Genomic DNA, 23,187 nt, shown 5'->3' on the forward strand with positions numbered 1-23,187 from the left:
CACAGGGACACCTGCCGTCGCCTCCGGCCCGATGTGCGCGATCTCTCGGACGAAGCCGACCGTTCGGTCGGCCAATTCGGATAGATTCTTCTCTCCGAAGGTAGCTCACCTCGGCAGATCCGGGGATCTATCAGGTACAGGCGAGGAGCCAGGCGTCAGCAAACAGGGGGCCCGATGATCAGAGCGCTCACCGCCCGGCGGATCGCGACGGCGGCGGCCGTCGGTGGTGGCGGGATCACGGTGCTCGGCGGAATGACCTTCGGGCTGCTGGTCGTGGAGGCCAAACTCGCCCGCAAGATCATCAAAGCCAGCCCCTACGGCGCTCCTCCCGGCACCGACGGCCTCTACGGAGCGTCACACCCCGGTGATCCCATCTCCTTCGCCATGATCGGCGATTCCACCGCGGCCGGGCTCGGGGTGGACCGGCCCGACGAGACCTCCGCGGCGCTGCTGGCGGCCGGGCTCTCCGCGATCGCCTCCCGGCCCGTACGGCTGACCAACGTCGCCATCTCGGGCTCCCGGTCCTCGGGCCTGGACGCGCAGGTCACCCAGGCGCTGGCCGCCCGCCCGGAGATCGCGGTCATCATGATCGGCGCCAACGACGTCACCGCCCGGGTGACCGCGGGCGAATCCGTACGGCATCTGGACGGGGCGGTGCGCCGCCTGCACGCGGCCGGCTGCGAGGTGGTCGTCGGCACCTGCCCGGATCTCGGGTCGGTGGAGCCGGTGATGCAGCCGCTGCGCTGGATCGCCCAGCGGGCCAGCCGTCAGCTCGCCGCCGCGCAGACCATCGCGGTCGTCGAGCAGGGCGGCCGTACGGTCTCCATGGGCGACCTGCTGGGCGGGGAGTTCGCCGCCGCGCCGCGGGAGATGTTCTCCGCCGATCGTTACCATCCGTCTGCGCGAGGTTACGCCGCGGCAGCGATGGCGGTGCTACCGTCGATGGCTGCCGCACTGGGGCTGGAACCGGATGGGGAGTCGGAGGACTGGCTCGTGTCCAGGGCCGGCAAACGTCGCGGTGCAGGTGTTCTGCCCATCTACCTCGCGGCGGCGGAGGCCGCCGAGGAGCCCGGCACGGAGGTGGCCGGCACCAGGGTCGCGGGCCGCGAGCGCGGGCCCCGGGGCCGCTGGGCCACGCTGCTGCGGCGCCGGGAGGTCATCGAGGTCACCGAGCCGGACGGCTCGGCCACCCCGGAGGTCGCACCCGGCGCGGCCTGACCGTCTCGGTCTCGGATCCATCGCGAGGAGAGGGCCCGTCTACCCCCGGGAGTCCCTCATGGCCTCGCACGCCCATCGACGACTACACAAAGTGATCATTCCGGCACAATTCGCAATCGGCGCACTGCTGGCGGGCTGCTCCGGCGGGCCCGCCGCCGATCGGGCCGCGGCCGGCACCCTGTGGGCCGACACCGGTGTCAACGCGGTCAGCAGGCCGGTCAGCGGTGCCGGCGTCACCGCGGTCACCGGTCTCCGCAAGGACGGCGCGCTGGAGACCGACGTCTACGATCTGGCCGCGGGCAGGCGGCTGTGGTCCCGCGCCGCCACCATGGCCGGCCGGCCTGCCGGCATGGGCGTGCAGCCGCCCGCGGTGGCCGGTGCCGCGGGCACGGCGGTGGTCGTGGCCCTGGAGCCCCAGAAACAGGGCAGGTGGAACGCCACCCTGGTGGCCCGGGACGCGCGCACCGGCGGGCAGAAGTGGACCCGCCCGGTCGATTCCACGTTCGGTCCCGTGCGCTGCGGCCCGTACCTGTGCATGTCGGAGTTCACCGCCCGCAAGGACGCCCGCTTCGTCGCGCTGGATCCGGCCACCGGGCACGCCCTGTGGAAGATGCCCGGCATCGCCGAGGTGGAGTGGAGCGACGATCCGGCGGCCGGCCGCGCCCCGGGCGGGGCGGGCCGGGTCGTGGTGTTCCGGATGGCCAAGCACCCGGTGCTGGAGGGTCACGATCTCAAGACCGGCAGGACGCTGTGGACCTTCCCCGTGGAGCAGGCGGTGGGCATGGGCGTCAACCTCTCCGGGGGCTGGGCGTTCGGCGCCCAGGGCGACACCCTGGTCGGGTATCTCGCGCCGTACCAGGCGAAGAAGGGCCAGCCGCTGTCGACCTTCGGGTTCTTCGGCCTGCGGCTCGCCGACGGTCACCAGACGTGGACCCGGCCACGGCTGCTCCGGGTCTACCCGAGCGCCAATCCCGCCATCGCACTGATCACCCGTGAGATCGACGCGTCCGGGAAGTACGGCGGCTTCGCCCGGCTCGACCCGCGCTCTGGGCGGACGATCTCCCAGATCCCGGCCGGGCGGACGCCGCAGGGCGCCTGGTGGCTGGCGTTCCCGGCGGACCTGTCCGCGCTGGGCTTCTACACCAAGGACCAGGCCGGGGCGGCGTACGACCTGGCCCGCACCACCCCGGTCCCGGTCAAGGGGCTCACGTCCTGGTCGTTCTGCACGGTCGACCCCGCCCAGCTGCAGATCCAGGACCGGCCGGGCTTCTACCCGGTGGCGCCGCTGTGCGCCTACGACCTGGCGACCGGCAAGCGGGTCGGCGACGCCGGCCCCCCGCCCGCCTGGTACACCGGGGCGGTCGACGGCTGGCGGGTGTGGCGGGACGAGAACGGCGCGCTGCACGGCGCGCACGACGCGAAGGGCACCAGCCCCGGCATGTACGGGTGAGCGGTCCGGCTACCGGCGGCCGGGGCGCTGGCGCAGGAGCATCCACCAGGTGATGAGGGCGAAGATGATTCCGCTGCCGACCAGGATGCCCATGTCCATGAGCCAGGTGGCCGAGGTGTGCTCCCAGAGCCCGTCCGGCTTGCCCGGAGTGGGGGCGACCTTGGACAGGTCGATCGTGGCGGCCGCCGCCGCCAGCCCCCAGCGCGAGGGTGACAGCCACGCGAGCTGCTCCAGGCCCGGTTTGCCGGCGAGCGGCTGGATGAGGGCTCCGCACAGCACCAGCTGGCCCATGGAGATCACCACCAGGAGCGGCAGGGTCTTCTCCGAGGTGCCGACCGCCGCAGAGACGATCAGGCCCAGGATCATCGAGACGATGCCCAGCACGCCCATCGAGATCATGAGCTCGGGCAGGGGCGCGGTGAAGGTGCCGTCCGGTGGGAGCTTGTGGCCCAGCAGCCCGATGGCGACCAGCAGGGCGCTCTGCACTCCGGTGATGACGCCCAGAACCAGGAGTTTCGAGGTCAGATAGACGCCGGCGGACAGGCCGGCCGCCCGTTCTCGGCGGAAGATCGGGCGTTCCTTGATCATTTCTCGTACGGAGTTGCCGGTGCCCACGAAACAGGCGCCGAAGACCAGGACCAGCATCTTCGACGTGGCATCGGTGTTGCCGCCGGGACCGGCCACGGGCACCAAGCCGCCCGGATCGGGGATCGCCAGGATCAGGCCGCCCAGGATCAGCGGCATCACGGCCAGCAGGATCAGGAAGCTGCGGTCGGAGGCGATGACCGACAGGTAGCGGCGGCACAGGGTGCTCAGCTGCGCGAGGCGCCCCTGCGCCCGGGGCGGCCGGGGCGGCGCCATCCGGGGCGGGCCGACGGGAGTGCGGCCCGGGTTCAGCCCGGCCTCCACGTAGCGGGCGTGCTGCGGGGACCGCCGGAACTCCGCCGCCCAGTCCCGGTCGGGCTCGCGGTCGAAGGCCTGGAAGACGTCCGCCCAGCCCGGCAGGCCGAAGTAGGCGAGACCCTCCTGCGGCGGCCCGTAGTACGCCACCCGGCCGCCGGGCACCAGCACCAGCAGCCGGTCGCAGGCGTTGAGGTTGGCGACGCTGTGGGTGACCACGATGACGGTCCGGCCCTCGTGGGCGAGCTCGGCCATCAGCTCCATGACGGACTTGTCCAGGCCCGGGTCGAGCCCGGAGGTCGGCTCGTCCAGGAACAGCAGCGACGGCTTGGTGAGTAGCTCCAGGGCCACGCTGACCCGTTTGCGCTGCCCTCCCGACAGCGAGCTGATCTTGGTGTCGGCGTGCGCGCCCAGACCGAGCTCCGCCAGCACCTCCTCGACCCGCCGGTCGCGTTCGGCGGCCTTGGTGTCGCCGGGGAAGCGCAGCTCGGCCGCGTACCGCAGCGCCCGGCGGGCGCGCAGCTGGGTGTGCAGGATGTCCTCCTGCGGGACCAGCCCGATCCGGTGCCGCAGCTCGGCGTAGTCGGTGTAGAGGTCACGGCCGTCGTACACCACCGCGCCCTCGGAGGCGGGCCGCGTGCCGGTCACCGCGCCCAGCAGGGTCGACTTGCCCGCCCCGCTGGGGCCGATGACGCCCACCAGGCAGCGCTCGGGGATCGGGAAGCTCACGTGGTCCAGGATCACCTTGCCCTCGGGCGTGCGCACCGTCAGCGCCTGCGCCGACACCGCCACCTCGCCGGTGTCGAGGTACTCCTGGAGCTGGTCGCCGACCAGCCGGAACGTCGCGTGCCCGATGCCCACGATGTCCTCGGCGCCCAGCACCGCCGAGTTGGTACGGATGCCGTTGACGAAGGTGCCGTTGTGGCCGCCGAGATCGACGATCCGGTACCTGCCGTCGCCGGTGGCACGCAGCTCGGCGTGGTGCCGGGAGACCACGAGGTCGGACAGCACGATGTCGTTGTCGGTGGCGCGCCCGATCCGCAGCGTGCGGGTGGCCGCGCGGGGCGGCAGCTGGATGACGGAGCTGGGGGAGCGGTCGACCCTGGGCCCGGGGTGGCCGGCGGGCGGGGCGGAGCCGGGAGAGCGGTCGGCCCGCGGCCTGGGCTCCACGGGGGGCGGGGCGGCGGAGCCGGGAGGCCGGTCGGCCCGCGGTCTGGGGTCCACGGGGGGTGGGACGGCGAAGCCGGGAGGCCGGTCGGCCCGCGGCCGGGGATCCGCGGGGGGTGCGGCGATGGAGAACGCCAGCGTCGCACCCGTCTCGGGGTTGCCCAGCCGGATCACGCGATCGCCGTCGACCCGGATCCGGCCGACCCGCTCGCCGTCGGCGAAGGTCCCGTTGGTGCTGCCGCGGTCCTCGATGAACCAGCCATCGAGGCCGCCGCGCAGGATCGCGTGCTCCCACGACACCCGTGGGTCGGCCACGACGACATCGGCCTCAGGATTGCGACCCACCCGATATGAGGACCCCGGATGCAGCCGATGGACGGCGTCTTTCGTTCGCACGATGAGCTGCGACGACCCCGTAGAGCGCTCGGTCGGCATGTCACCTGAGTGTAGGTCGGTACGGGTTGGTTTCTATATCCATCGCAGAAAGAACATTGTGCATTGACAGTTCGGCTGTGGCGGGTGTTACTTCCCGCCCCGGACGGCGCACAGGGCGCCCCGGCCGTGGCCGGAACGCCCTGTGCGTCCTGTTCGCCGTGGTGAGCGCGCCGCCGGGACACCTCCGGGCAGGCGGCTCACCACGAGCCGTCGAGCCTCAGTGCACCGGGGTCGGGCTCCGGTCCGTCTCCTGCTGCGCGTGGCCGGTGACCGCGTCGCCGTGCCCCGGCCACCAGGCCCAGTGGCCCAGCAGCGCGGTGAGGCCCGGCACCAGGAAGGCCGACATCACGAACGCCGAGAGCAGGATGCCGATCGCGACCCCGAAGCCGATCTGCGCCACGAACGACATCGGCGACAGCACGAGCACCCCGAAGGTGCCGGCCAGGATCACACCCGCCGCGGCCACCGTCGGGCCCGCGTGCTGGACCCCGAGCTCGGCTGCGCGCCGGGGGCTGTGGCCCTCACGCGCCTCCTCCCGGAGCCGGGCGATCATCAGGATGTTGTAGTCCGTCCCGATCGCCATGACGAACAGGTAGAGGAAGATCGGCAACTGGAAGATCAGGCCGGGCTTGCCCTCGATGCCCTGGAAGAGGAACACCGTGGCGCCGAGGGTCGCGGCGAAGCCCAGCAGCACCGCCACCACCAGGTAGAGCGGTGCCACCAGCGAGCGCAGCAGCAGGGCCAGGATGATCGCGATCAGGATCACCGCGACCGGCAGGATGACCGACAGGTCCCGGTTGTTGATGACGTTGATGTCCGCGAAGGCCGCCGTCTGACCGCCGACCAGCGCCTTGGTGCCGGGCGGGGCGTTCTTGTGGACGTAGTCCCTGAGCGGCCCCTTGACCAGCCTGATGGCCTCGTTGGAGTTGGGGTTCTGCTTGAGCACCAGGCTGAGCTTGGCGACGGACTTGTCCGCGCTCATCACGGCGGGGGCGACCTGGGCGACCCCGGGCCCGCCCGACAGGGTCTTGCCGAAGGAGGCGACGGTGGCCTGGTCGAGCGGGCCGCCGCCCTTGACGAAGACGTCGGTCGGGGTCAGCGTGCCGGCTGCGAAGTTCTTGCGCAGGTCCTTCATCGCCTTGGCCGACTCGGTGTTCTGCGGGGCGCCGGCGGTGAAGTCGTAGTCCGCCTTGAAGCCGAGCGCGCCCACGGCGAGCACGAGCAGCAGCAGGCCGGAGGCGAGCGCGGTGACCGCCGGACGGCGCCCGACGGCACCGCCGAGCTTGACCCACAGGCCCGGCTTCGGCTCCTTCTTCCACGCCTTCGACGGCCAGAACACCGCCGGGCCGATCAGCGAGACCAGCGCGGGCACCAGCGTCATGGACGTGATGAACATCACGCCGACCGCGATCGCCAGCTGCGGGCCGAGGGCACCGTAGGACTTGAAGGAGGCGAGCAGCAGCACCAGGAACGCCACGATGACCGCGCCGGCCGCGGAGGCGACGGCCTCGCCCACCCGCTCGACCGTGTTGATCATCGCGACCTTCTTGTCCTCGCCCAGCCGCAGCCGTTCCCGGTAGCGGAAGAGCAGGAACAGGATGTAGTCGGTGCCGATGCCGTACAGCACCACCACGATGATCGTCTCGAAGCCCTTGTCGATGTTCAGGCCCACCGCTTTCCCGACGATGGCGGTGACCGCGCTCGACACGAACGACACCAGGGCGATGACCACGATGGGCAGCACCGCGGCGATGGGACTGCGGAAGATGACGGCCAGGATGACGATGATCAGCACGATGGTCGCGATGCCGATCAGGGCCAGGGTCTGCTGGTCGGACTTCTCGTTGTCGACCTGGCTCGCGACGTTACCGGTCACGCCGTAGGTCAGCGGGCTGCCGCGGATCTCGTCGGTGGTGACCGTGCGGATCTTCTTGACGGCGTCGCTGTTCTTCTTCTGCGTGTCCTGGTCCCAGCCGGAGGGCAGCGGCACCGCGATCAGCTGCATCGACTGGTCCTTGGCCAGCGTGTCCGGGCCGGTCAGCACCTTGCTGACCTGGGGGATCTGCTTGGCCTGGATGGCCTGGGTGAGCTGCGCGACCTTCTGCTGGTCGGCGGCCGTCAGCGGCTTGCCGTCGGACCGCTTGACCACGATCATTTCCGGGCTGGTCTTCTGGTCCTCGCTGGGGAACGCGGTGTCGGCCAGCTTGGCCGCCTGGACCGACTCGTACTTCGACGGCAGGAAGTCGGTCTGGTCCGTCTTGGTCTCCAGGTTGGGAGCGAACGCGATGACGGCGACCGCGGTGACCAGCCACGCGACGATCGTCCACCACGGATGTCGCACTACAACGTGCCCGAGCCGCCCGAACATGACACCTTCTCTCGCGAGTTTTCGTAAAATCCAGGTCAACGGTACGAGATGAACCGACCGATTCGCTCGCTCCACGCGTGGAACTTCCTCCTGCTACCTGCGAGGGAGCCTCTCCTCCTCTGGTAGGGGATGACGTGGTGGGGAGGCGTGAACGGCTACTCTCATGGTCATGACTTCCAGGGGGTACGAGGGACAGGACGCGGCCGGTGAGATGGCCGGATTCGACACGCTCGCGATTCATGCGGGCCAGGATCCCGACCCCACGACCGGAGCGGTGGTCCCGCCGATCTACCAGGTCTCCACCTACAAGCAGGACGGCGTCGGCGGACTGCGCGGCGGCTACGAGTACAGCCGCAGCGCCAACCCCACCCGCACCGCGCTGGAGGAGTGCCTGGCCGCGATCGAGGACGGCGTCCGCGGGCTCGCCTTCGCCTCCGGCATGGCCGCCGAGGACACCCTGCTCCGGACGGTCTGCAGGCCGGGCGACCACGTGATCATCCCGGACGACGCGTACGGCGGCACGTACCGGCTGTTCGCCCGGGTGCTGGAGCCGTGGGGGGTCTCCTACGACCCCGTTCCGCTGGGCGACCTCGAGGCCGTACGCGCCGCCATCCGGCCCGAGACCGTGGCCATCTGGGTCGAGACGCCCACCAACCCGCTGCTGGGCATCGCCGACATCGCGGCGCTGGCGCAGGCCGCCCATGCCGCCGACGCCCTGCTGGTCGTCGACAACACCTTCGCCTCGCCGTACCTCCAGCGGCCGCTGCAGCTGGGGGCGGACGTGGTGGTGCACTCGACCACCAAGTACCTCGGCGGCCACTCCGACGTCGTCGGAGGCGCGCTGGTCGTCGGTGACGCCGCGCTGGGCGAGCGGCTGGCGTACCACCAGAACGCCATGGGCTCCGTCGCCGGGCCGTTCGACGCGTGGCTGACGCTGCGCGGGATCAAGACCCTCGGGGTGCGGATGGACCGCCACTGCGCCAACGCGGAGAAGATCGTCGAGATGCTGGTGCGCCATCCCCGGGTGACGCAGGTCCTCTACCCCTGGCTGCCCGGTCACCCCGGGCACGAGATCGCGGCCAAGCAGATGAAGGCTGGCGGCGGCATGGTCTCCTTCCGGCTCGCCGGCGGTGAGGACGAGGCGGTGGGCGTGTGCGAGCGCACGAAGCTGTTCACGCTCGGGGAGTCCCTGGGTGGAGTGGAGTCCCTGATCGAGCACCCCGGACGGATGACGCACGCCTCGGCGAACGGCTCGCCGCTGGAGGTGCCCTCGGACCTGGTGCGGTTGTCGGTCGGCATCGAGGACACCGCCGATCTGCTGGCCGACCTCCGGCGGGCCCTGGGCTGAGACCCCTCGGCCGGGCCACCGGCGCCCGGACGGCCCGTGACGCCGGCCGCCCGCGGGATTGCGTGGATAAGGCGTGTTTCATGATCCACCCCTTATGCTGAGCGTCTCTCCCCCGAGAAAGGGACGCCTGTGCGCAAGGTGCTGGCCCTCGGCATGACCCTCGCCGTGGCAGGGACGACCACGGTGGCAGCGGCCGAGGCGGCCACCGCGGCCACCGGGAGGACCTCCGTCACGGCGAGGCCGGCGACTCCGGCGACTCCGGCGACTCCGCCGGCTCCCTGGGTGCCCGAGGTCGTCGCCCCGGCGTCCACGGCGGACCTGCCGCTTCCCGTACGTCAGCAGACCTACGCCTACGGGAGCGACCCGCGCCAGCGGCTGGACGCCTACTGGACCACGCCGCTCGCCGGCAGGCAGCCCGGCGTGCTGCTGCTGCACGGCGGATACTGGCTCACCGGTGACAAGGGCTCGTGGAAGAACTTCGCCAGGAGGCTCTCCGCGCGGGGCTACGCCGTCTTCGCGGCGAACTACCGGCTGAGCCCGCAGCGGCACTGGCCCGCACAGCGCGACGACTCGTCGGCCGCGCTGACCTACATCAAGCGGAACGCGTCCCGTTACCACCTCGACCCGGACCGGATCGTGGTCGTCGGCGCCTCCGCCGGGGGCCAGCTCGCGGCCATGCTGGGCACGTACGGCGCCGGCCGGAAGAACGTGCGCGGTGTCGTGGCGCTGTCGCCGGTGAACTCGCCGTACCTCGCCTACCTCGACGGGGCGAGGCCGGCGGCCAGGGCCTCCCAGCGCAGGCTGCGTACCGCCGTGACGCAGCTGATCGGCTGTACCCCCCGGCCGCAGGGCGCGGCCTGCTGGGACCGGTTGCAGGACGTCACCCCGGTCGACCACGTGGACGGCGGCGACGCGCCGATGCTGCTGATGCACTCGGCGGGGGACTTCGTGCCGTACGAGCAGAGCGTCGCACTGCGCGACGTCCTCACCGCGGTGCGGGTGCCCGCGACCCTGGTCCGGGTGCCGGGCTCCGCCCACGGCGCGGGTCTGCTCGCCGACCCGCAGGTGGCGGCGACCGTGGTGAACTGGGTCTACTCGGTGACCCGCCGCTAGCCGCCGTACCAGATCATCAGGAACAGGATCACCAGCCAGAGCAGCGCGATCACGCCGGACAGCGCGGCGATCCGGCCGCGCTCCACCTCGGCGATCTCGCCGGTGGCGGCCCCCTGCGCGGCGGCGGGCTCCGCCTCGGGCCCGGCGGCGGGTTTCCCGGCCGCGGCGGGCTCCTCGGCGCCGGCGGGCGCCGGGGTGGTGGACGGCTCCGCCGGGGCGGGCGGCTCCGGCTCGCCGGCGGCCAGTTGCAGCGCGTGCAGCGCCCGGCTCTGGTCGCGGTCCACCAGCAGCAGCAGGACCAGCGCGACGAGGAACAGCGTCATCGACGCCGTCAGCCACACCCGTGCGAACTCTCCCTTGGCCAGGAGCAGGCCGAACAGGAAGATGCCCAGGGACCCCAGCCCGTAGATCCGCGTCGCCCTGTGCAGGTAGCGCAGGACGGGGACGTTCCGCGTCCTGATGTACCGCGGCGTCGCCATGATCGCGGCGGTCAGGGGCCCCAGCGCGAAGATCGCAAAGCCGATGTGCAGGATGAGCAGCAGGCGGTCGGAATTCGGCATGGGGACGACCTTAGTTCGGGGCCGTCCCCGGGCCTAGCAGGTCCGCGGGGCGAGCCGGTCACCCCGCCCGGCGGCGTACCCGCAGGTAGTCGCTGACGACGTACTCGCCGAGCCGGTCGGCCGCCGGGGCGAACACCCGGCCGCCGTTGCGCCGGGCGACCTCCTCCACGAAGGCCACCAGCCTGCGGTCCTCGGCCAGCATGAAGACGTTCAGGGTGGCGCCGCGCCGGGTCATCTTGTCCACCTCCGCCAGGGTCAGCGTCAGGGTCTCCGGCGACGGCGGGTAGTCGAAGAGCGAACGGCCGTCCGGCAGCAGGTGCGCGGTCGGCTCGCCGTCGGTGACCACCAGCACGATCGGCTCGAAGTCCGGGTGCCGGTCGAGGTGGCGTCCGGCGATCATCAGCGCGTGGTGCAGGTTGGTGCCCTGCACCATGTCCCAGTCGAGGCCCGCCATCTCCGTCGTGTGCAGGACCCGGGCGTAGTTGGAGAAGCCGATGATCTGGATGGCGTCCTGCGGATACTTGCTGGAGACCAGCGCGTGCAGGGCCAGCGCGGTCTGCTTGGCCGCACCCCAGGTGCCGCGCAGCACCATGGAGTACGACAGGTCCACCAGCAGGCACACCGCCGCCGCCGTACGGCGTTCGGTCTCCAGCACCTCGAAGTCGTCGACCGAGAGGGCGATGCGGGGGGCGCGGGCGCCTCTGCGGACCGCGTTGCCGAGGGTGCGGACCACGTCGAGCGGCTGCTCGTCGCCGAACCTCCACTCGCGGCTGGCTCCGGTGAGCTCGCCCGTCTGGCCCGCGTCGTGCTGGTCGTGGTCCCCGCGGCGGCCCGCCTCCAGCTGGGAGAACACCCGGCGCAGCGCCGTCTCACCGAGCCGCCGCACCGCCTTGGGGGTCAGCTCCAGCCCGCCGCCCTTGCGGCGCAGGTAGCCCTGGCGCTCCAGCTCGGCCTCGATGCGGCGCAGGGCGGCCAGGTCGTCGACCGCGTGGCGGCCGAGGGCCCGGCGGACGGCCTCCTCGTCGATGTCGTCCATCCGCGCGCCGGGGTAGTCCTGGCTCAGAGCGGCCTCGAGATCGGCCAGGTCGGCGAGCTCGGCCAGCGCGGTGGTGGCGTCGCCCATGCCGAGGGGGTCGTCGCCGGTCATGTGCTCCGGGCTGCCCCAGTCGAGGTCCGGGCGGCGGCCGTGCAGCGCGTCGGAGAGCCGGGACATCTCCAGGGCCAGCCCGGCGTCCTCCAGCGTCTGCTCCATCAGCCCGGACAGCTCGGCCCGCTGCTCGGGGGTCAGCGAGGCCATCAGCCGGTTCATGGCCGCCGCCCGCCGGGCCAGCGAGTCGACGAGCTCTTCGAGGTTCTGCGGATTGTCGGGGAAGAAGTCGCCGTACTCCTGCATGAACCGGTCGAAGTCCTCCTGGGTGTGCTCGCCGCGCGCGTCCTTCTCCAGCATCGTGTTGAGCGCGCCCATCATCTCCTTGATCCGCTGCATGGTCTGCGGATCCTGGTTCTGCAGGGCCTCGCGCATGCCGCGGAACTGGGAGTCCAGCACGTCCCGGCGGAGCAGGTTCTTGAGCTCGTCGAAGGTCCGGCGGGCCTCCGGCGAGCGCCAGTCGTAGTCGGTCAGCCGCCGGATGGCCTGCGCGGTGTCGGTGGGCAGCGTGTCGAGCTCGGCCTCGCGCAGCCGGGCGTCGTCGCTCGGATCGGGGAACAGCGTGGCGCGTTCCTGCCCGATCGCCTTGTCCAGCAGTGCCCGCGCCTGCTCGAGGGTGCCGTCCAGCCGGCCCTGCCCGCGCAGGCTGCGGCGGCGTTCCCGTACCTGGCGGAGCAGGTCGTCGAGCCCGCGCCGCCGGTCGGCGCCGGGCAGGCCACGGCGCAGCAGGTCGCGCAGGGCCTCGGCGGCGTCGGTGCCGTCCAGCACCGCGTCGCCCATCTCGTCGAGGGCGGCGCGCACGTCGTACGGCGGCGCCAGCGGATCCGGCCCCTCGTGGTAGGACCCATATCTGTAGCGACTCATCTGAGCCCCCCACCTTCTCCCTCCGTGATCATGCAATCGATCGACGATCGATTGCATGATCACGGAGGGGTTGTGTCAGGTTCGGTAGGTGCTGGTGCCGCCGGTGTCGTCCTTGGACAGGCGGCGGGTGAGGAAGAGGCCTTCGAGGGCGAACTCCAGGGCGGCGGCGGCCTGCCCCGGGGACTCCCCGGTCAGTCCGAGCCGTTCCATGATCTTCGCCAGGCCGGGCACCTTGCCGATACGGCGCAGCAGTTCGGGGGCGGCGACGAGCTCGCCGGAGTCGACGGTCTCGCCGGAGTCGAACTTGTCCAGCAGCCCGGTCAGGTCGGCCGGCCCCAGCGTGCGCCGGTAGGTCTCGGCGATGGCCCGCCGCAGCAGGTGCTCCAGCACCTCCTGCTCGCGGCCCTCCTCGCTGACCTCGAACTCCACCTTGCCGAGCAGCGTCGGCACCACGGCGGGAAGGTCGCACACCCGCGCGACCGGAGGCTCCTCGCCGGTGAGGGCGGCCCGCCGTACGGCTCCGGCCGCGACGGTCTCGGCCCCGGCGATGGCGAACCGCGCGGACACCCCGGAGCGGGAGTCCACCGCGGTCGACTCGCGGACCAGCCGGGTGAACCGGCCGATGACCTCGACGAGGTGGTCCGGCACCTCCGCGCCCAGGTCCACCAGCCTGGCCTCCTGGCGGATCAGCTCCAGCTCCAGGGAGAGCTCCAGCGGGTAGTGGGTGCGGATCTCGGCGCCGAAGCGGTCCTTCAGCGGGGTGATGATGCGGCCCCGGTTGGTGTAGTCCTCGGGGTTGGCGCTGGCCACCAGCAGCACGTCGAGCGGCAGCCGCAGGGCGTACCCGCGGATCTGGATGTCGCGCTCCTCGAGCACGTTCAGCAGTGCCACCTGGATGCGCTCGGCCAGGTCGGGCAGCTCGTTGATGGAGAAGATGCCGCGGTTGGTGCGCGGCACCAGCCCGAAGTGCAGGGTCTCCGGGTCGCCCAGGGTGCGGCCCTCGGCCACCTTGATCGGGTCGATGTCGCCGATCAGGTCGCCCACGCTGGTGTCCGGCGTGGCCAGCTTCTCGCCGTACCGCTCGCTCCGGTGCTTCCAGGAGACGGGCAGCCCGTCGCCGAGGTCGGCCGCGAGGCGGCGGCAGCGTACGCAGACCGGCTCGTACGGGTGGTCGTTGATCTCGCAGCCGTCGATGACCGGGGTCCACTCGTCGAGCAGCCCGACCAGCGTGCGGATCAGCCGGGTCTTGCCCTGGCCGCGCTCGCCCAGCAGGACGAGGTCGTGCCCCGCGATGAGGGCGCGCTCCAGATGGGGGAGCACGGTCTCGTCGAACCCGACGATCCCCGGAAAGCGGTTGTCCCCGGATTTCAGCCGGGTCAGGAGGTTGTGCCGTAGCTCGGCCTTGACGGTGCGCTGCACGTGGCCGCTCGTTCGCAGCTCACCCAGCGTGGTCTCTTGGGGTTCGGAATCACGCACGGGATCGACACTACGTCGCTGATGTACGGACTTGCACCCGGTCCGGGTCAGTGATCTGGTCATGTCGGCGCATGGAAGGCCCCAGAGAAAGCGACAAACCGCTTATTGGATGGCAATTTGCCCGGCAGTAGTCTCGGTATCACGGTGCCAGGAAGGAGAATGGGTCCGGCGGGGCGATCTTCGCATAGCTTCCCGGTTCCCGGGGACAGACAGGGAACGGATCACGAGGAGGGAGACGCCGGTGGCTCGGTTCGGCGACGGGCTGGCGCTCGGCCCAGATCTCCTGAGCGCTGCGGAGTCGGCGGTACGGCAGGCGGTGGCGCCGCTGACCGGCCGTCCCGACCTGCTGTGCGTGTTCGTCACCGGGGAGGACCCCGACGAGGTCGAGGACGCGGCCCGGCGGGCGATGGCCGTCGCGGACGCCCGCACGGTCGTGGGGTGCAGCGCCTCCGGAGTGATCGGGGGCGGCCGGGGGATCGAGGAGACCAGTGCCGTGAGCGTCTGGGCCGCGGTGCTGCCCGGCGCGCGGCTGGAGCCCTTCCGGCTGGAGACGCTGCGCACCGAGGACCGGCTCGTCGTGGTCGGCATGCCGGAGGGGCAGGACGACGACGTGGTGGGCGTGCTGCTGGCCGACCCGTTCACCTTCCCGGTGGACGCGTTCGTCGAGCGGTCCGGCGAGGTGCTGCCCGGGCTGCCGCTGGTCGGCGGGCTGGCGGGCGGCGAGAGCCGCGGCTCCACCCGGTTGTTCGTGGACGACGAGGTCTTCGAGGACGGTGCGGTGGGCGTGGTGATCGGCGGCCCGGTCACCGCGATGACCCTGGTCAGCCAGGGTGCCCGGCCGATCGGCCCGGACATGGTGGTGACCAAGGCCGACGAGAACGTGCTGTACGAACTGGCCGGCGCGCCCGCGCTCGACAAGCTCGAGCAGATCGTCGCCGAGCTGGCCGAGCACGACCAGGAACTCGCGTCCCAGGGCCTGCTGATCGGCGTCGCCATGGACGAGTACGCCGACGAGCACGAGCAGGGCGACTTCCTGGTCCGCGGGGTGGTGGGCGCCGACACCGACACCGGGGCGATCGCCATCGGGGACGTGGTGGAGGTCGGCCGGACCGTGCGGTTCCAGGTACGCGACGCGGGCGCCGCCGACGACGACCTCGCCGGGCTGCTGAGCCGCTTCGACGTCGGCCCGATGGAGGGGGCGCTGCTGTTCTCGTGCAACGGCCGGGGGCGGGCGATGTTCCCCACCTCCGACCACGACGTGCGGGTCGTGCGCAGCACCCTCGGGGCCGGCGGGGTCGGCGGCTTCTTCGCCGCGGGCGAGATCGGCCCGGTGGGCGGCCGCAACCACGTGCACGGGTTCACCGCGTCGATCCTCGCGTTCGGGGGCGACGACGATGCCTGAGGCCGGGTCCGGCACCGAGGAGCCGGTGCTGGCGATCGATATCGGAGGCACCAGGATCACGGCGGGCCTGGTGGAGCCCGGCGGCCGGATCTCCGCCCATGATCGGGTCGAGGCCGTGGCCGGGCACCGGCTCGACGCCGAGGGGCTGTGGCGCACCCTCGAGTCGATGGTCGACAAACTGCTCGCCGACAACGGCAGCCCCGAGATCGCCGGGGTGGGCGTGGGCTGCGGCGGCCCGATGACCTGGCCGGTGGCCGAGGTCTCACCCCTGAACATCCCCGCCTGGCAGGCCTTCCCGCTGCGCGAGCGGCTGCGCGAGCGCCACCCCGGGCTGCCCGTCCGCGTGCACAACCAGGCGGTCTGCATGGCGGTGGGCGAGCACTGGCGCGGCGCGGGCCGTGGCGCCGACAACATCCTGGGCATGGTGGTCTCCGACGCGGTCGGCGGCGGTCTCGTGCTCGGCGGGCACCTGATCGACGGGGCCAGCGGCAACGCCGGCCACATCGGCCACGTCGTCGTCGACGCCGACGGGCCCGAGTGCGCGTGCGGCGGCCTCGGCTGCCTGGAGGCCATCGCCGGCGGGCCGGGCCTGGTCGGCTGGGCACAGGACCGCGACTGGCGCCCCGACATGCCCCACGTGACCGAGGTGGACCTCGCCGACGACGCCCGGCGCGGGCACCCCGTCGCGGCCGCCGCGATGCGGCGGGCGGGCCGCGCGCTCGGCATCGCGATCGCCTCGGCCACCCACCTGCTGGACCTCGAGGTGGTCTCGATCGGCGGCGGCCTCTCGCAGGGCGGTCCGCTGCTGTTCGACCCGGTGGACGAGACGTTCCGCGCGCACGCCCGCATGGAGTACGCCCGGGAGGTACGGGTCGTACCGGCCGCGCTCGGCCACACCGCCGGGCTCATCGGCGCCGCGGCCCTGGTGTTCGCCGCCGACCGGTACTGGAACGCCGACTGAGCCCTCTCCCGGTCGCCGGGCTACTCCGGCCAGGGGGAGTTCTCGATGACCTCCACGAAGTCGCCGCGCCGGAAGCCGGGGACGAAGTGCTCGAGGACGTCGGCCTTGACGTTGCCGAAGGTGGTCTCGGGCCTGGGGGCGATGCCCTCGGTGAAGGCCCGCAGGATCTGGCGCTTGAAGTCCGGGCGCGGATGCAGGGCGGTGATCTCCGCACGCGCGGCGGCGTCGATGTCGTCGTAGCCGATGCCCAGCACGTCGTACTCCACCCCGGCGGTCACCAGGGCGACCTCGGGCTCCATGTACTGCGGGATGCCGGGCGTGGTGTGCAGCGCGATGGCCGTCCACACCCGCCGGACGCTGTCCTCGGGCACTCCGTGACCCTGCAGGAAACGCCGGGCCTCGTCGGCACCGTCCACCTCGAAGCGCCGGCCGCCGGCCCGGAACGGCTCGTTCAGCCCGAGGTCGTGGAACATCGCGCCGATGTACAGCAGCTCCGGATCCCAGCTCAGACCCCGGGCGCGGCCCTGCAGGCTGCCGAACCAGAAGACCCGGCGCGAATGGTGGAAGACCAGGTCGCTGGTCTGCTCCCGGACCAGGTCGGTGGCCTCCGCGGCCAGTCTGGTGTCGGGCACGCTCACGCCCGCGGCCGACGCCGGATGGGCGACCATGAAGCGGCTCCTCTCGTGGACTCCGGCGGGCTCCCCGGTGCCCCGCCGACCGGGGATGCCCTCCGGCACCCGGCATTGCTCCTACCACCGGCGATGAGGCCGGCAACCGGGCCGGGACGTAAAGCTCCTCCCATGAAGACCGTCCCGCCGCACGACGGACGCCGTGTCGCGGGCGGCGAGCAGGGTCCCCGCCAATGGGACACTGAAGCGTGAGACACGTCAGCGTTGACGACATCCGGGCCGCGCGGGAACTCCTCCGCGGTGTCGTGGTCGAGACCCCGTTGCAGCATTCCCGGTTTCTGTCCGAGCTGGTCGGGGGGCCGGTCTACCTCAAGTGCGAGAACCTGCAGCGCACCGGGTCGTTCAAGATCCGCGGGGCCTACGTCCGCATCGCGCGGCTCTCGGATGCCGAACGGGCCCGCGGGGTGGTCGCGGCGAGCGCGGGCAACCACGCGCAGGGGGTCGCGCTGGCCGCCTCGATGCTCGGCGCCAAGGCCACCGTGTTCATGCCGGAGGGGGCGCCGCTGCCCAAGGTGGCCGCGACCAAGGCCTACGGCGCCGACGTGGTGTTCCCGGCGCAGACCGTGGACGGCTGCCTGACCGCCGCGCAGGCGTACGCCGAGGAGCGCGGCGCGGTCTTCATCCACCCCTTCGACCACCCGGACGTGGTGGCCGGGCAGGGCACCATCGGGCTGGAGATCCTCGAACAGTGCCCCGGCGTCCGCACCATCGTGGCGCCCGTCGGCGGGGGCGGGCTGGTGTCGGGCATCGGCGTGGCGGTCGACGAGGCACTGCGGGCCCCGGGCAAGGGCGCCGTGATCGGGGTACAGGCCAAACGCGCCGCCGCGTTCCCGCCGTCGCTGGCCGCGGGCCAGCCGGTGCAGATCGAGACCGAGACGACCATGGCCGACGGCATCGCCGTGGGCCGGCCGGGGACGCTCACGTTCGATCTGGTCTCGGAGCTGATCCGCTCGGTGGTGACGGTGACGGAGGAGTCCCTCTCCCAGGCTCTGCTGCTCTGCCTCGAGCGCACCAAGCAGGTCGTCGAGCCGGCCGGCGCCGCCGGGGTGGCCGCCATCCTGGAGCACTCCTACGCCTTCGAACCGCCCGTCGTCGCGGTGCTGTCCGGCGGCAACATCGACCCGCTGCTGATGGCCAAGGTGCTGCGGCACGGGCTGGCGGTGGCCGGGCGCTATCTGGTGATCCGCTGCCGGCTGACCGACCGGCCCGGCGCGCTGGTCACCCTGCTCGGCGAGCTGGCCGAGCTGGGGGTCAACGTCCTGGACGTGATGCACGAGCGGGTGGCCGCCCGGCTGCACGTCGAGGAGGCCGAGGTGCTGCTGCACCTGGAGACCCGCGGGCCCGAGCACTGCGAGGAGGTGCTGGGCCGCCTCCGCAAGGAGGGCTACACCCTGCACCGGTCCTGACGCGATGCCCGGCCCCCCCACGCCCCCGACACCCCTGATCACGCGCTCGACCCTCCGTGATCATGCAATCAATCGGCGAACGATTGCATGATCACGGAGGGAGGTGGGGCCTGAAGGGGCCTGGCGGCGCCGCAGGCGCCTTAGAGGCTGGGCTTGGCGGGGGTGTAGACCCACGCGGTGAAGAACGCCTTCAGGTTCTGGTGGGAGACCTGCTCGGCGGTCTTGATGAAGGCGGCGGTGGTGACGTTGCCGTACCGGTTCTGGTCGGCCCAGCGCCGGATCAGCGCGAAGAAGGCCTTGTCGCCGATCTTGTTGCGCAGCGCCTGCAGGGTCATCGCGCCCCGGTTGTACACGGTCCAGTCGAAGATGTGGTCCCGGCCCGGGTCGGCGGTCTTCAGCTTCCACCGGGCGTCGGTCGCGGGTCGGGCGTAGACCTGGTCGAAGGTCTTCTGCACGCTCACCCCGGTGGTCTTCTCGGTGTACAGCCACTCGGTGTAGGTCGCGAAGCCCTCGTTCAGCCAGATGTCGGCCCACTTGGCCGGGGTGAGGCTGTCGCCGAACCACTGGTGGCCGAGCTCGTGGGCGATGGTGGACTCGTCCAGCTCGCTGGACTCCTGGTCGTACACCGGCCGGCTCTGGGTCTCCAGCGCGTAGCCGACGCCCGCGTTGACGATGATCCCGCCGGTGGAGTCGAAGGGATAGCGGCCGTAGACGCCCGACTCCCACGTCACCAGGTCGCCGGTGAGGTCGTTGAACGCCTTGCCCTGACCGGGCCGGGTGTCCAGCGCGCTCTGGATCGCGGTGATGTTCGGGATGCCCGCGCGGGTCTTGCCCTTGGTGACGTTGAACTTCCCGATGGCGACCATCGAAAGCTCGCTCGCCATCGGCTTGCGGATCGCCCAGCCGGACGTCGTCGTGGCGCCCTTGGACGAGGTGCCGGTGGGCTCACCGTTGGCCAGCACGGTCAGGCCCTTCGGCACGGTGATCCGGTAGCTGTAGGTGGCCTTGTCCCGGGGGGTGTCGTTGACGGGGTAGTACGTGGCGGCGCCGAACGGCTGGTTCAGCCCGACGGCGCCCTCGTCGGTGGCGACCCAGCCGGAGACGCCCAGCGCCGGGTCGTCGATCCGCTGCGGAACCCCGGAGTAGGTGACCGAGACGGTGAAGCGGGTGCCCCGGCGCAGCCCGTGCCCGGGCGTGATCACGAGTTCCTGCGCGCCGGTCCGCTGGAAGGCGGCCTTCTTGCCGTTGACGGTCAGCTTGCTGATCTTCAAGGGGCCGAGGAAATCCAGGTCGAACCGGGACAGGTTCTGGGTCGCCGTGGCGCTGATGACGGCCGTACCGGACAGCACCTTGGTCGCGGGGTCGTAGGCCAGGCCGAGGTCGTAGTGGCGGACGTCGTACCCGCCGTTGCCCATGTCCGGAAAGTACGGATCACCGGCCCCCGCGGCCCCGGGGGTGAACGGGCTCGCGGCGTTCGCCGCGGTCGCCGGGGCCAGCAGTCCCGCGGTCATGGTGATCGCGGCGGCGGTGCTCAGGATCCTTCTACTCATTCACTCATCCTCGGTCAAGGGGGCTGTTCAGCGTCACAATGGCAACAAACTTCCATTGTGCCCCCATCCGAGGCAAGCGCGATTCGATCTCGAATCAGCGGGGAGCCCCGCTCAGCGCACCGGCTTGGCCGCCGTGTAGAGCCACCTGTCGAAGATCGGGCCGAGCGGCCGTCCGGACACGCGCTCGGCGAGCGCCCGGAAGTCGGCCGTCGAGGCCGTGCGGTGGCGGTGCTCGGCCACCCAGGTCCGCAGGATCGTGAAGAAGGCGGCGTCGCCGACCGCCGTGCGCACCGCGTGCAGCGTCATGGCGCCGCGGTGGTAGACCGGGAAGACCGCGAAGAGACGCTGCGGGCCCGGATCGCCGGGCGCGATCCGCCAGTCGGGGAAGTCCGCCGGGATCGCGTACAGCCGGTCGAAGCGCTGCTGGGCGGGCGGCCCGCCGTGCTGCTCGTCCCAGAGCCACTCCACGTAGGTCGCGAAGCCCTCGTTGAGCCAGATGTCCTTCCACGACGCCACGCTCACGCTGTCGCCGAACCACTGGTGCGCCAGTTCGTGCACGACCGTGGTGTGGTCCGGCGGGTCGCCGTAGACCGGCCGGGTCTGGGTCTCCAGCGCGTAGTCGACGTGCGAGTCGTCCACGATCCCCCCGGTCGAGCCGAACGGGAAGGCCCCGAAGGTGCGCACCTCCCAGTCGGTGGCCTCGGCGGTCGCCTGGGTGAGCGCGGGCAGGCTCGCCGCGAAGCCGTCGTCCACCGCGGTGATGCCGAGGAGCCCCCCGGGCGTCCGGCCGGTGGCGACCTTGAAGTGACCGATCGCCAGCATCGCCAGATAGCTCGCCATCGGCTCGGCGGACCGCCACGAGAACGTCTCGGTCCCTCCGCCCGCGGCCCGGCCGGCCGGCTCGCCGTTGGCCAGCACCGTCAGGCCCTGGGGCACCGTGACGTGGAACGTGTACGTGGCCTTGTCGGACGGATGGTCGTTGACCGGGAACCAGGTCGCCGACCCGACGGGCTGCGACAGCGTCACCGCGCCGTCCCCGGTGTAGAGCCAGCCGGTGCGGCCCAGGTCCGAGCCGGTGAGCGTCTGGGGCGAGCCCGCGTACGAGACGGTCACCCGGAACCGCCGGCCCTGGCGCAGGCCCGCCGCGGGGCTGATCACCAGTTCCTGTCCGCTGCGCGTGTAGGAGGCCGCCCGGCCGTCGACCGTGACCCCGCCGACCTCGAGGCCGAGGAGGTCCAGGTCGAAGCGGGACAGATCCTGGGTGGCGGTCGCCATGATCTCGGTGGTGCCCGTGACCCGCCGGGCGGCCGGGTCGTACCGCAGGGTCAGGTCGTAGTGCCCGACGTCGTACCCGCCGTTGCCGGCCAGCGGGAAGTACGGGTCGCCCGCCCCCGGTGCTCCGGGGAGGAACGTCGCGGCCCGTACCGGCGCGGCGGCCGGCAGCAGGCAGAGTACGGTCGCGGCCAGGGAGCTCATCACCCGAGCGGTCGTCTTCACCGGTCCCAGCCTGGCGGCGCCGGGGTAGGCCGTCGCGGGACGCGGCCGGGCCGGCCCCAGATTTTGCCCGGGGCCGACCGGCGTCAGAGGTCTACCAGCGCGTCGGCCGGGTCTTGCCGTACAGCCAGGCCTGGAAGAGCGCGTCCAGGTTCGCGCCCGACACCCGCTCGGCCGTGGCGATGAACTCCGGGGTGGTGCCGTTGGCGTGCCGGTGCTCCTTGGCCCAGGTGCGCAGGATCGACCAGAACTTGTCGTCGCCGACCCGTTTGCGCAGGGCGTGCAGTGTCATCGCGGCCCGGTCGTACACCGCGAACTGGTCGAACATGTCCTTGCGGCCCGGGTCGCCCGGCGGCTTCTGCCAGCGAGGGTCGTTGACCAGCCGGTACCGGTCGTCGTACCGCCTCTGGACGGTGGCGCCGCCGGATCGCTCGCCCCAGGTCCATTCCGCGTAGGTGGCGAAGCCCTCGTTGAGCCAGATGTCCTGCCATTTGGTCACGCTGACGCTGTCACCGAACCACTCGTGGGCGAGCTCGTGGGCGATGATCTCGGGCTGGGCGCCGAAGCCGCTGAACACCGGCCGGCTCTGGGTCTCCAGCGCGAAGGCGACGTCGGCGTTGTCGACGATCGCCCCGGTGGAGCCGAACGGGTAGGGGCCGAAGAGCTTGGTCCACGCGTCGGTGATCTCGGCGGTCTTGGCGTAGACGTCCTCGACGTTCACCGTCCCGATGCTGGGGTCGACGGCCACGATGATCGGCACCCCGCCGGACGTCCGCCCGCTCTTGACCAGGAAGTTCCCGATGTCGATGGTGGCGAGATAGGTCGCCATCGGGTCCTTGACCTGCCAGTGGCTGGTCGCCATGTCGCGCCGCAGGGCGGCGGTGGTGATCGTCGGTGACTCGGTGGCCGCGGGCCTCCCGGTGCCGGTGGGCAGCCCGCCCACCGGCTCGCCGTTGGCGATGACCGTCAGTTCCTTCGGCGCGGTGATCTCGAAGTCGAAGGTCGCCTTGTCACTGGGATGGTCGTTGGCCGGGAACCAGGTGTGCGCGCCGCTCGGCTGGCAGGCCACGAACACCCCGTCCGGGGTCCGGATCCAGCCGTACCTGCCCAGGAGCGGGTCGTTGACCGGCTGCGGGGTGCCGGAGTACGCGACGGAGACGGTGAACGTGGCGTCCTTGACCAGCGGCTTCGCCGGGGTGACGACCAGCTCGCTGTTCTGCCGCTCGTACCTGGCCGGGGCGCCGTCGACCGACACCGACCCGATGGTGAGCCCGGTCAGGTCCAGGTCGAACCGGGACAGGTCCCTGGTGGCCCGGGCGGTGATCTGGGCGGTGCCGTCCAGCGCCCGGGCCTGGTCCGCGGGGTTGACGGTCAGCTTCAGGCCGTAGTGCTGGACGTCGTATCCGCCGTTGCCGTCACCGGGGGTGTAGAGGTCCCCGGCCGACGACTCGCTGACGTCGAGGTTGGCGGGGGTCTGGGGCGCGGCCGAGACGGTGGGCGGGGAGGCCGTCGGCGACGTACCGCCGGATGTGCAGCCCGAGCCGATCAGGGCCACCGCCGTGGCGGCCGCCGCGATCCCCGGGGCCATTCGGAAGGTACGTGTCGTCTTCACAGGCCCAGCCTGCCGTTGATCGGGCGC

General features: G+C 71.9%; 16 protein-coding genes. 7 read left to right on the top strand and 9 right to left on the bottom strand.

Annotated elements, in window-relative coordinates:
- Positions 1 to 174 precede the first annotated feature (174 nt).
- Together ACRYCC_RS11720 and ACRYCC_RS11725 are read left to right on the top strand one after the other, a co-directional pair.
- Entirely contained in the window at positions 175 to 1,218 is a 1,044-nt protein-coding gene (locus ACRYCC_RS11720; RefSeq protein WP_433811155.1) for an SGNH/GDSL hydrolase family protein, read from the top strand.
- A 91-nt stretch (positions 1,219 to 1,309) separates the two neighbouring features.
- On the top strand, positions 1,310 to 2,668 hold the full coding sequence (locus ACRYCC_RS11725; RefSeq protein WP_433811156.1) for an outer membrane protein assembly factor BamB family protein: 1,359 nt from the start codon (positions 1,310 to 1,312) through the stop codon (positions 2,666 to 2,668).
- Between the two features lie 9 nt (positions 2,669 to 2,677).
- Here ACRYCC_RS11725 and ACRYCC_RS11730 read toward each other — a convergent pair whose 3' ends face one another.
- Together ACRYCC_RS11730 and ACRYCC_RS11735 are read right to left on the bottom strand one after the other, a co-directional pair.
- The gene (locus ACRYCC_RS11730; RefSeq protein ID WP_433811157.1) at positions 2,678 to 5,170 is read right to left on the bottom strand and encodes an FHA domain-containing protein; all 2,493 of its coding nucleotides are present in this window, start codon (positions 5,168 to 5,170) and stop codon (positions 2,678 to 2,680) included.
- A 217-nt stretch (positions 5,171 to 5,387) separates the two neighbouring features.
- The gene (locus tag ACRYCC_RS11735) at positions 5,388 to 7,538 is read right to left on the bottom strand and encodes an MMPL family transporter (RefSeq protein ID WP_433811159.1); all 2,151 of its coding nucleotides are present in this window, start codon (positions 7,536 to 7,538) and stop codon (positions 5,388 to 5,390) included.
- A 169-nt stretch (positions 7,539 to 7,707) separates the two neighbouring features.
- On the opposite strand from ACRYCC_RS11735, the gene ACRYCC_RS11740 reads away from it, so the two are divergent.
- Complete coding sequence (locus ACRYCC_RS11740) at positions 7,708 to 8,886, top strand: cystathionine gamma-synthase (RefSeq protein ID WP_433811161.1); 1,179 nt, start codon at positions 7,708 to 7,710, stop codon at positions 8,884 to 8,886.
- Positions 8,887 to 9,015: 129 nt separating this feature from the next.
- Positions 9,016 to 9,999 carry an alpha/beta hydrolase gene (locus ACRYCC_RS11745; protein WP_433811163.1) on the top strand — a complete coding sequence of 328 codons (984 nt, stop codon included), beginning with the start codon at positions 9,016 to 9,018 and terminating at the stop codon, positions 9,997 to 9,999.
- Here the strand turns inward: ACRYCC_RS11745 and ACRYCC_RS11750 are convergent.
- The 3 genes from ACRYCC_RS11750 to ACRYCC_RS11760 all read right to left on the bottom strand — a co-directional run bounded on the left by ACRYCC_RS11750 (position 9,996) and on the right by ACRYCC_RS11760 (position 14,046).
- A complete protein-coding gene (locus tag ACRYCC_RS11750; protein WP_433811165.1) occupies positions 9,996 to 10,559 on the bottom strand; it encodes a hypothetical protein in 564 nt (187 codons plus the stop codon). The genes ACRYCC_RS11745 and ACRYCC_RS11750 overlap by 4 nt on opposite strands.
- Before the next feature lie 58 nt (positions 10,560 to 10,617).
- Positions 10,618 to 12,570, bottom strand: a complete 1,953-nt coding sequence (locus ACRYCC_RS11755) for a hypothetical protein (protein ID WP_433811167.1) — start codon at positions 12,568 to 12,570, stop codon at positions 10,618 to 10,620.
- 75 nt (positions 12,571 to 12,645) lie between these two features.
- Positions 12,646 to 14,046, bottom strand: coding sequence for a sigma 54-interacting transcriptional regulator (locus ACRYCC_RS11760; RefSeq protein ID WP_433811168.1), 1,401 nt, complete (start codon positions 14,044 to 14,046; stop codon positions 12,646 to 12,648).
- A gap of 241 nt (positions 14,047 to 14,287) precedes the next feature.
- On the opposite strand from ACRYCC_RS11760, the gene ACRYCC_RS11765 reads away from it, so the two are divergent.
- Together ACRYCC_RS11765 and ACRYCC_RS11770 are read left to right on the top strand one after the other, a co-directional pair.
- A complete protein-coding gene (locus ACRYCC_RS11765) occupies positions 14,288 to 15,448 on the top strand; it encodes an FIST signal transduction protein (protein ID WP_433811170.1) in 1,161 nt (386 codons plus the stop codon).
- Complete coding sequence (locus tag ACRYCC_RS11770; protein ID WP_433811172.1) at positions 15,441 to 16,409, top strand: ROK family protein; 969 nt, start codon at positions 15,441 to 15,443, stop codon at positions 16,407 to 16,409. The genes ACRYCC_RS11765 and ACRYCC_RS11770 overlap by 8 nt, the downstream gene beginning before the upstream one ends.
- A 20-nt stretch (positions 16,410 to 16,429) precedes the next feature.
- Here the strand turns inward: ACRYCC_RS11770 and ACRYCC_RS11775 are convergent, their stop codons facing one another.
- Positions 16,430 to 17,077 (bottom strand): HD domain-containing protein, encoded by a 648-nt coding sequence (locus tag ACRYCC_RS11775; protein WP_433811174.1) that lies wholly within the window; start codon positions 17,075 to 17,077, stop codon positions 16,430 to 16,432.
- Positions 17,078 to 17,286: 209 nt separating this feature from the next.
- Here ACRYCC_RS11775 and ilvA point away from each other — a divergent pair, with 209 nt between their 5' ends.
- The gene (gene ilvA / locus ACRYCC_RS11780) at positions 17,287 to 18,504 is read left to right on the top strand and encodes a threonine ammonia-lyase (protein ID WP_433811175.1); all 1,218 of its coding nucleotides are present in this window, start codon (positions 17,287 to 17,289) and stop codon (positions 18,502 to 18,504) included.
- Between the two features lie 140 nt (positions 18,505 to 18,644).
- Here the strand turns inward: ilvA and ACRYCC_RS11785 are convergent, their stop codons facing one another.
- The 3 genes from ACRYCC_RS11785 to ACRYCC_RS11795 form a co-directional block, all read right to left on the bottom strand.
- The gene (locus ACRYCC_RS11785) at positions 18,645 to 20,054 is read right to left on the bottom strand and encodes a M1 family metallopeptidase (protein ID WP_433811177.1); all 1,410 of its coding nucleotides are present in this window, start codon (positions 20,052 to 20,054) and stop codon (positions 18,645 to 18,647) included.
- 111 nt (positions 20,055 to 20,165) lie between these two features.
- On the bottom strand, positions 20,166 to 21,551 hold the full coding sequence (locus tag ACRYCC_RS11790) for a M1 family metallopeptidase (protein ID WP_433811179.1): 1,386 nt from the start codon (positions 21,549 to 21,551) through the stop codon (positions 20,166 to 20,168).
- 91 nt (positions 21,552 to 21,642) lie between these two features.
- Positions 21,643 to 23,160, bottom strand: coding sequence for a M1 family metallopeptidase (locus tag ACRYCC_RS11795; RefSeq protein ID WP_433811181.1), 1,518 nt, complete (start codon positions 23,158 to 23,160; stop codon positions 21,643 to 21,645).
- Between the last annotated feature and the right edge of the window lie 27 nt (positions 23,161 to 23,187).

Origin of the sequence: Actinomadura scrupuli, assembly GCF_050971785.1 — a bacterium.
GTDB lineage: Bacteria > Actinomycetota > Actinomycetes > Streptosporangiales > Streptosporangiaceae > Actinomadura_E > Actinomadura_E scrupuli.